This is a genomic window from Proteus sp. G3927, from assembly GCF_963894685.1.
In the GTDB taxonomy this organism is placed as follows: domain Bacteria; phylum Pseudomonadota; class Gammaproteobacteria; order Enterobacterales; family Enterobacteriaceae; genus Proteus; species Proteus mirabilis.
The window spans coordinates 119,823-128,405 of the sequence record NZ_CAWQGX010000026.1 but is presented as its reverse complement, the minus strand read 5'-3'; the positions used below and the strand labels follow the sequence as shown (position 1 = coordinate 128,405).

Annotated in this window: 7 protein-coding genes and 4 pseudogenes; 10 read left to right on the top strand and 1 reads right to left on the bottom strand. The window is 34.9% G+C overall.

What is annotated here, in order from left to right:
• The 10 genes and pseudogenes from AACV00_RS09495 to AACV00_RS09435 all read left to right on the top strand — a co-directional run.
• Positions 1 to 571 (top strand): annotated as a pseudogene (locus AACV00_RS09495) (RHS repeat-associated core domain-containing protein); the annotation flags it as partial.
• A 383-nt stretch (positions 572 to 954) separates the two neighbouring features.
• Entirely contained in the window at positions 955 to 1,422 is a 468-nt protein-coding gene (locus tag AACV00_RS09485; protein ID WP_060555901.1) for a hypothetical protein, read from the top strand.
• Between the two features lie 161 nt (positions 1,423 to 1,583).
• Entirely contained in the window at positions 1,584 to 1,724 is a 141-nt protein-coding gene (locus AACV00_RS09480) for a hypothetical protein (RefSeq protein ID WP_152964539.1), read from the top strand.
• 213 nt (positions 1,725 to 1,937) lie between these two features.
• Positions 1,938 to 2,336 (top strand): annotated as a pseudogene (locus AACV00_RS17640) (RHS repeat-associated core domain-containing protein); the annotation flags it as partial.
• Between the two features lie 356 nt (positions 2,337 to 2,692).
• The gene (locus AACV00_RS09465; protein WP_202608922.1) at positions 2,693 to 3,193 is read left to right on the top strand and encodes a CPCC family cysteine-rich protein; all 501 of its coding nucleotides are present in this window, start codon (positions 2,693 to 2,695) and stop codon (positions 3,191 to 3,193) included.
• Between the two features lie 21 nt (positions 3,194 to 3,214).
• Positions 3,215 to 3,700, top strand: a pseudogene (locus AACV00_RS09455) (AHH domain-containing protein); the annotation flags it as partial.
• A complete protein-coding gene (locus AACV00_RS09450) occupies positions 3,697 to 4,260 on the top strand; it encodes a hypothetical protein (RefSeq protein WP_108717044.1) in 564 nt (187 codons plus the stop codon). The pseudogene AACV00_RS09455 and the gene AACV00_RS09450, both read left to right, overlap by 4 nt.
• A 626-nt stretch (positions 4,261 to 4,886) precedes the next feature.
• Positions 4,887 to 5,693 (top strand): annotated as a pseudogene (locus AACV00_RS09445) (RHS repeat-associated core domain-containing protein); the annotation flags it as partial.
• 11 nt (positions 5,694 to 5,704) lie between these two features.
• A complete protein-coding gene (locus tag AACV00_RS09440) occupies positions 5,705 to 6,319 on the top strand; it encodes a DUF1963 domain-containing protein (RefSeq protein ID WP_004244657.1) in 615 nt (204 codons plus the stop codon).
• A gap of 880 nt (positions 6,320 to 7,199) precedes the next feature.
• Entirely contained in the window at positions 7,200 to 8,162 is a 963-nt protein-coding gene (locus tag AACV00_RS09435) for a hypothetical protein (RefSeq protein WP_161680277.1), read from the top strand.
• 137 nt (positions 8,163 to 8,299) lie between these two features.
• Here AACV00_RS09435 and AACV00_RS09430 read toward each other — a convergent pair whose 3' ends face one another.
• Entirely contained in the window at positions 8,300 to 8,482 is a 183-nt protein-coding gene (locus tag AACV00_RS09430; protein WP_004244661.1) for a type II toxin-antitoxin system TacA family antitoxin, read from the bottom strand.
• Positions 8,483 to 8,583 lie beyond the last annotated feature (101 nt).

Sequence of the window (8,583 nt, the reverse complement as noted above, 5' to 3'; positions counted from 1 at the left end):
CCAACATGAGCCGGATGAAGTGTACACCTTTGGCTGGGTAGGGATGCGACTGGTGTCTGAGCACAGTAGCGCAGCGCCCCATACCACGGTTTATCATGCTTACAATGACCAAAGTTATACGCCTCTTGCTCGCATTGAATGCACGGATAACCCGCTTAATCCGCAACGGGCGATTTATTATACGCACAGTAGTTTAAGTGGCTTACCGGAAGCGTTGACCAACAGTGACGGTGAAATCGTTTGGCAAGGGCAATACAGTGCTTGGGGACAATTACAGCGTCAAACCCGCCCCACAAGCACATTTAATCGTGAACAGAACCTGCGTTTTCAAGGGCAGTATTTCGACAAAGACAAATTTGTCGGGAACAAATTTGAACAGCGCTTGCGCTGGCCCGTAGGGCGAGTATCAGGATGATACGAGTATACTGGGTTACATTATAATACGTTCAGGTACTATGCCCCGGATTTAGGCCGTTTTACCCAACAAGACCCAATAGGGTTGGCAGGGGGGATAAATTTATATGCTTATGCGCCGAATGCGTTGACATGGGTAGATCCGTGGGGTTGGAGTTGTTTTAATTCATCAAAACGGTTTGATAAAAGCAATAATATAACAAGTCGCTTTATTAATCTATTAACAGGCAAAACACCTAGTGATGTTGAACATTATTTAAAGAGTAAAGGATGGACTGTGACATATCCACAAAGTGCTACACCAGCAAAAACTCAGCATGTCGTTTTTGTAAAAACAACAAAGTCGGGAGAAGTATATCATTTAGATTATAATCCAGCAGGTAAAACTCATGGGAGTGATTATTGGAAAGTGATAAAACCTAATGATCCTATAGAAAAAGTATATGGTCGTATAGGCCATGGAAATTTTTCTCATTATGATAAAATAAAAAATTCACCTGTTTATATTGATGGTGTTTTGATGAATCCTTGGAGTAAGTAATGGGAAGTAATATGAGTATAAATTTAGACGAAAATATTATACCTGGTAAGTCTATTGGTGGTATTTCATTAGGTGATAATGTTAATGATATTATTAAATGCATTGAGGCGGAATATTGTATAAATGTTATAGAATTTGAAAACTTTGGTGTTAAATATCTGTGTTATAAAATAAATGATGGAGCTATATCTTTTACTGTTAATGAGACTGGGCATATAGTTTCGTTGTGGTGTGAGCCTCCATATAAAGGGAGTTTTAATGGAAAGTTATATCCTGGAATAACAGCAAGAAAACTAAAAGAAATATCTAGCATTCAAACAATAATAAAAGGATATTTAGTTATAGATAATAATCCATTGATTTATTATGGAATGCCTGATGATATAGATGATTTTAACTGTTTTTCTGATTTGGATGATGATGTTTTTTTTAATGAATTGTATGTTGGCGACTTAAACCAATCATGAAAAATTTAATTGCTATCTAAAAATAAAAACTTTATTCGAACTTTCTTTTTTAGCGTTAAATTAAGTTGTCTATTGACAGGTTTAGTGGTTTAACAAACCTATGAAATGATATTTCATTATTGAATATAAAAATAATTTTTCTAAAATGTTGGAAAGATTAAATGAAATTAACTAGCTTTTTAAAGTCGGGTATCTATTTATTATTAAAAGTAGGTTTTCGTGAAAAAGAAGTATACTCTATCTTTTCAAAAGAAGATTTGGGTCAAAAATATTTTTTTAATAATGCAAATAAATATGAATAGTTCTCAGATTTTTCTAAGGCATTAGAAAAGTACTATCACCAACATGAGCCGGATGAAGTGTACACCTTTGGCTGGGTAGGGATGCGACTGGTGTCTGAGCATAGCAGCGCAGCGCCCCATACCACGGTTTATCATGCTTACAATGACCAAAGTTATACGCCTCTAGCCCGCATTGAATGCTCGGATAACCCGCTTAATCCGCAACGGGCGATTTATTATACGCACAGTAGCTTAAGTGGCCTACCGGAAGCGCTGACCAACAGTGAGGGTGAAATAGTTTGGCAAGGGCAATACAGTGCTTGGGGACAATTACAGCGTCAAACCCGCCCCACAAGCACATTTAATCGTGAACAGAACCTGCGTTTTCAAGGGCAGTATTTCGACAAAGACAAATTTGTCGGGAACAAATTTGAACAGCGCTTGCGCTGGCCCGTAGGGCGAGTATCAGGATGATACTAGTATACTGGCCTGCATTATAATACGTTCAGGTACTATGCCCCGGATTTAGGCCGTTTTACCCAACAAGACCCAATAGGGTTGGCTGGGGGGATAAACTTATATGCTTATGCGCCGGATCCATTGACATGGGTGGATCCTTGGGGTTGGAGTTGTGGAATTACAGGGGCTATTAGTTGGAAAGGATTTAATCCACAAAAAAGAGACTACAATATTAATGGTGTGGTTTATCAGAATTTAACTGGTTTACAGTATCATTATAAAAAGCACGGAAGAGAATTTGGTGATATAACTCAAATTCAATATTTAAATAAGGCAAAAGAATTTGCTAAAAAGCCTATTACTGACACAATGCAAGAAGCACATATAAATAACATTGTTATAAGATATGATAAATCTACAGGAGAAGTTTTTGTCGGGCATGCAAAGAAAAGAGAAATGAGAACTTATTATAAAGATGATGGGCGTGATAATGATGCATTTCTTGCTGCGATAGAACTTGCGAAAACATTATGATTAAAATTCAAACATTACATTCCGAAGTTATTACTTTTTTAAAGTTATATTCATTTTTTAATTCGTCAGTAAAAGAAAGAATTGAAATGTTGATAGCTACAGGAGATCTTGATAATGAAAATGCTTATGAAGCGGTCAAGCAAAAATATAATCACATAATTTTGGAAAGTTTTAATTTTTCTAAATTAATAAAAAATTCTTATTTAGAGCGTAGAATTAAAGAAATAACAGGTAATGATATTATCATACTAGATCATAAAGATGAATCTATTATAGGTGTTTCTTGTATTGCCTGTAATTATATTGTATTTGAAAATAAAGAAGATGCTTATTATGAAATTTGCCCTGTCTGTATGTGGCAAAATGATGGAAAAAAAGATAATGAATATAGTGGTAGTAATCATTGCACCTTAAATGATTACAAAAATACAGATGAATTTAGAAAAAAACTAATATTAGGAAATGAAAAATATGTTAAGAATATTAAAGTAATATGATAACATTCTGACCTTTAGCTATATGCTCCGGATTTAGGCCGTTTTACCCAGCAAGACCCGATAGGGTTGGCAGGGGGGATAAATTTATATGCTTATGCGCCGGATCCATTGACATGGGTGGATCCGTGGGGGCATTGTGCGGTCAAACTTTCTAAAAATATGGTAGCTGATGGTACGCCTAAACCTGCCAATACCGCAGCTCATCATATTGTTGGTGATACATCTAAAGGTGCCCAGCCAGCTAGAGATATTCTGAAAAAACATGGTATTGATGTTGATGATGCTAGAAATGGTGTTTTCCTGCCAAATAGAAATAATGTTGATGAAGCATTGTCAGGAATAAAACATAATGGCAGATATCCAAGTGATTATATTGATGCAGTAAATACAAGAATTATTGATGCTGATAAATTAAATGGAAAACAAGGTGTTCTGGATGAGCTATCAAAAATTCGTGACATCCTGTCTTCTGCAAATCGAGATGCAAGCTGGTATACAATATTATGATAAATAACGTTTATTATTTAAAATCGGATATGGTAAATTATTGTTCTTTTATTCAAAATTATCCTGATGGTGAAGAGAGCATTATGGGAAGATCGAGAGATCAGGAATGGAGACGGTTTGACAATGATTATACTGAAATATCATTAGAATTAAGATCAAATGATTTTGGTAAGAAAAACTATCAATTTGATTTTAGTAGCGCTCTATCTCCATTTTTTGTTTTCAGTGAATCAGGTGTTAACCATTTATTTGATATCTTAAATCCTAGAGGACAATTTTTAGGTGTTAGAACAGCAAGTAAACGGAAAAAATTTATTGGGTACTATCCAACTAATGTTTTGTCTGAATGTGTAGATAAAGAAAAATCTATTTATACTGAATATCCCAAAGGATTTATGTTTGAAAAATTAATTCTAGTTAAAAATAATATTACAGATGAATACTTATTTTCAATAAATGAAAATATTAGTGGTGTTTTTGTCACAGATAAATTTAGAAAGCTTGTTGAAAAAATTGGATTGTTAGGTTTTGATTTTTCTAAAGAAATAGAGTTATCGTAAAGATATTATCGAAGCTACGACCTAGATTATAGATATGTGTAATTACCAGCTTTAGCTATAAAGCAGGTAAATGATACCACATCACTCGCCGATTAGCGTATTAGTTTTCAAGCTTAAATGTAGTTTTCTAGTGCTTATTTTGTATTTATTTGTCCGGATATCTTCACTCTTCGGTATGAATACCAAATAACTGTTTAAAATATTCACTACAAATGTGAAATAGGTTTTAAAATTTGTCAGTTGGAAACGGATTAAAGGACTTTGATCCTGCTGGTAAAGGTGGATTTTATGTTACGACAGACGGAGCACAAGCAGAAAGATGGGCGCGGATGAGAACAGACTGGAACATGTCGATAACTCTAATCATGTAATTTACAAATTAATACCTTGTGAAGTAATAGTGTTACTTAGAATGAGAGAGTTAAATAAATTACCTATTAATAATATTGATCATCAACTAATAAATAGATTTAAGATGTTTTTAAATAAAGATATACCTTTAAGTAATTTTAATCGTTCATTAAGAAAATCTATTTTACATAAAGCATCACATAAAATTAGTCAGAATCACTGAAAACTCGTTGAGTTGTAGTTATGCTCGGGGGTATAGAACAGATAATTCTCATTATTATATGCACAGTAGTTTAAGTGGCTTACCGGAAGCGTTGACCAACAGTGAGGGTGAAATAGTTTGGCAAGGGCAATACAGTGCTTGGGGGCATTTACAGCGTCAAACCCGCCCCACAAGCACGTTTAATCGTGAACAGAACCTGCGTTTTCAAGGGCAGTATTTCGACAAAGACAAATTTGTCGGGAACAAATTTGAACAGCGCTTGCGCTGGCCCGTAGGGCGAGTATCAGGATGATACGAGTATACTGGTCTGCATTATAATACGTTCAGGTACTATGCCCCGGATTTAGGCCGTTTTACCCAGCAAGACCCAATAGGGTTGGCAGGGGGGATAAACTTATATGCTTATGCGCCAAATCCATTGACATGGGTGGATCCGTGGGGTTGGGCTAAGCTGTTTGCATTAGGTACTTATGGTGAATTAAATGGTTCTGTGCATGTGGGCGATCAATTACAGGCTCATGAATTATTGAGACACGAATATTTAAAACAACAAGGCCTTGCAAACACATCACGGTTATCTGGAAATCCATCTATAGCTTTAGACCTAGATCATCATACTAGAGGCCCGTTGAAGGATACTAGAGGAATTGGGGGGGCTCATTGGCATGAAGCTGAAATTCGAGCTAATCAAGGGCTAGGTAAAAATGAGTTTGCTTCAACACTAAAACGTGAATTAGATATAACATCAGGTGGTTTAAGAAAATCAGGTGTTCCTGCTAGTCGAGTTAAACAATTAAGACAAGAAGCATTAAAATTTTATAAACAACAAGTTGCTGCAAAAGTAAAAAGTTGTAAATAGGAATATATATTATGTATGAAATTACTCAATTTATCGTAAGTGATAACAAAAATGTAGATTCAGGCTTGATTATAGGAGGTAATAAAGCATATGTGTCTAAATGGCCTATTAATCCAAAAGGAAAGGAGCTATTGCATCTTTTCTCTATAGATTGTGAGAAAGTAACTCCTCAGATCGCTGATGGCATTTTGCCCAAAACTGGTTATTTATCTATATTTTCAACATATGATAGTAATGATTATTTTCTTGATGAAATAACTTATTTTGGTGATGAGAACGAGTTAGGCCTGATTAAATCAGGCTTTACTTTTGTATCTTATTCATTAACTGGTAGTTTAAGTAAAACAAATGAAGACTTTATACCTGAAACTAAAATTGATTTATTAAATACAAAAATTAATAGTGAAGATTATCCAATGATATCATTTTTTTCAAAAGATATTCCAAATGGATTAACTGGTGTGGATGAGATTTTGAAAAATTATCATTTTGTCTGTCAGGTATATTCTGCAGATTTCCCTCTCCCTTTTAAAGACGTATTGGGATTGTCCGATGCCATCGGATACTTATTTATTAAAAATGAAGGAAATAATATAGAGGGCCTTTTCTTCGTGCAAACAGCATAAAGACCCTAGTAGTAATTATTATAATTTAAATTATGTAATTTCCTGTGTTGGATATATAATCACTATGCCAAGGCAGGTAATTACATAATATTATTTACCGAACTATGTTTTAACCTTAATGCATTTATTCATTTTCTATTATTAATAAATAATTAAAACTGAAATTTTATAATTATTTACTATATATCTTCAGTGGAGATTGTTTAAAAAATATAATTTATATTTTAATTATAATCTTATTCCAAAAAATGCATTAATTATAGATTTTGGTTAATGATTCAAATAAAGATGTGTTTAAAATAATCATAACAGAATGAACTATTTAATAGTTTAATAAATCGTATTTTACTGCAAATAACTAAGTTAAATTAAAAGTTATTTTTAATATTAAATGGATGTATTAAATTAATTCAGGTTCGTGATGATTGTTCAGTTATAGTTAAAATTGATTCTATGCAACTGAATAATGCTAATAAATTCCCTGAGTTTAAGTATATTATTTCAGGCCAATTAAAAATGAAGGAGATTTCACATACTGGAAAAATTATTCCTTTTTGTCACATTAAAAATATGAAACACTCAGTAAAATGATTAAAAATAAAATTAATGCTAGGAGTAAACGTGATGCTTGATAACACTAAGGTAGTAGCTCGGGGCAACGTTATCACTATGACAGTGACCACCGCATTATCGCGGTGGATATCGACCAAGGGCCCTTAGGGTATCAGCGAGGGGAATACCGCTACGATATCTTAGGGCGCCGGATTGAAAACGGTTATTGAAAGCCAATACAATGACCTATCACCAACATGAGCCGGATAAAGTGTACAAAAGGTTCTAGATGAGATCCTATAACAACTGAAAAAGGGAAAGAAAGATAATGGAGTATATAACTAATAAACATTGGGCCAAATATATCAAGGGATATATTTTTACTGGTTGTGCAATCCGAGATAAAAATATTGTGTACTTTTGTTTGCGCAAAGATATTCCATACGAAAAGGCTCGAAACTTATGGAACAGTGAAATACCTAGTATGTTATTAGCTATCTATTTAGATACACCAGCCACACCTACAGGGTATGCGAGTATTACTGGATTTGATAATCCTAAAGTAGGTGTTTGTTTAAAACCGAAAGAACAAGGGATGCTTGCATCTAGAGGTGATGATGGTGTTGTGGTGTGTGTGGGCAGTGGTGCTAATTTACCACCAGAAAAGGTTATGCCAGAAAAAGAAGCTTTTCCGATAAATATTAAATGTATTGATGGTTATGCCTACTATGTTGGCCCAGGAAGAGATATTTATAAACGAATCGATATTGGTCAGTGGCAACAGATACAAAATGGTATTCCAGAGAGTAAATTCAATACAGATATGGGGTTTGATGATCTCGATGGTTTCTCTGAGCAGGATATGTATGCCGTTGGCGGTGCAGGTGATGTTTGGCATTATAATGGCGAAATCTGGATCCCTTGTGGTTTTCCCTCTAATGAGCAATTAAGTGCAGTATTGTGTGCCCCTGATGGTTATGTGTATATCGGCGGTGAAGGGGGCAGTTTATGGCGAGGGCGTGAATACCAATGGGAAAAACTTTATCACGGCAGTTCGGCTATTTTACTGAATCAGTTACGCTGGTTTGAAGATAAAGTGTGGGCATGTGATGACTATCGCTTACAGTGTTGGAATGGTAAAGAAATGGTCCGTCCCAAGGATGGTGATAGAAATGTTATCGCCTCAGGTCATATGGATGTCCGCGATGGGATTTTAGTTGTAGCTGATGATTATAATGTTGATCTGTATGATGGAACCGCTTGGCATAAGATAGTGAGACCTTATAAATAATAGGATTATTGTGAACATCAAGGCCTTATTGGAACTTACCCCTCCAGAGTTCTAAAGCCTTTTCACCGGAGGAAAAACCTCCAGCATATGGCCTATTTTGAGTGGTTCAGGTGCTGTCAGTTTCAATGTCATTCCTCTTAAGGGGATTTAGACATCACTGTTTTTCGTAATGTCTCGTTGCTTACAAGTGTTGCATCAAGCGGGTTGATAAATTCCTGATAAACTTCGGGATTAACATTTATGACTCGCAGATCTTTCAGTGTTTCTTCAGCTGAACGTCGAACGGCTTTCAAAACAAATTCAGTATGGTTTTTTCCCACAGCACGAATAAAACAATAAAAAACCCAACAACGTATCTAATTAAACGCTGTTGGGTTATAAAACGTGTTATTTAACTGTATGCTTTAAAACGATGAAAAAG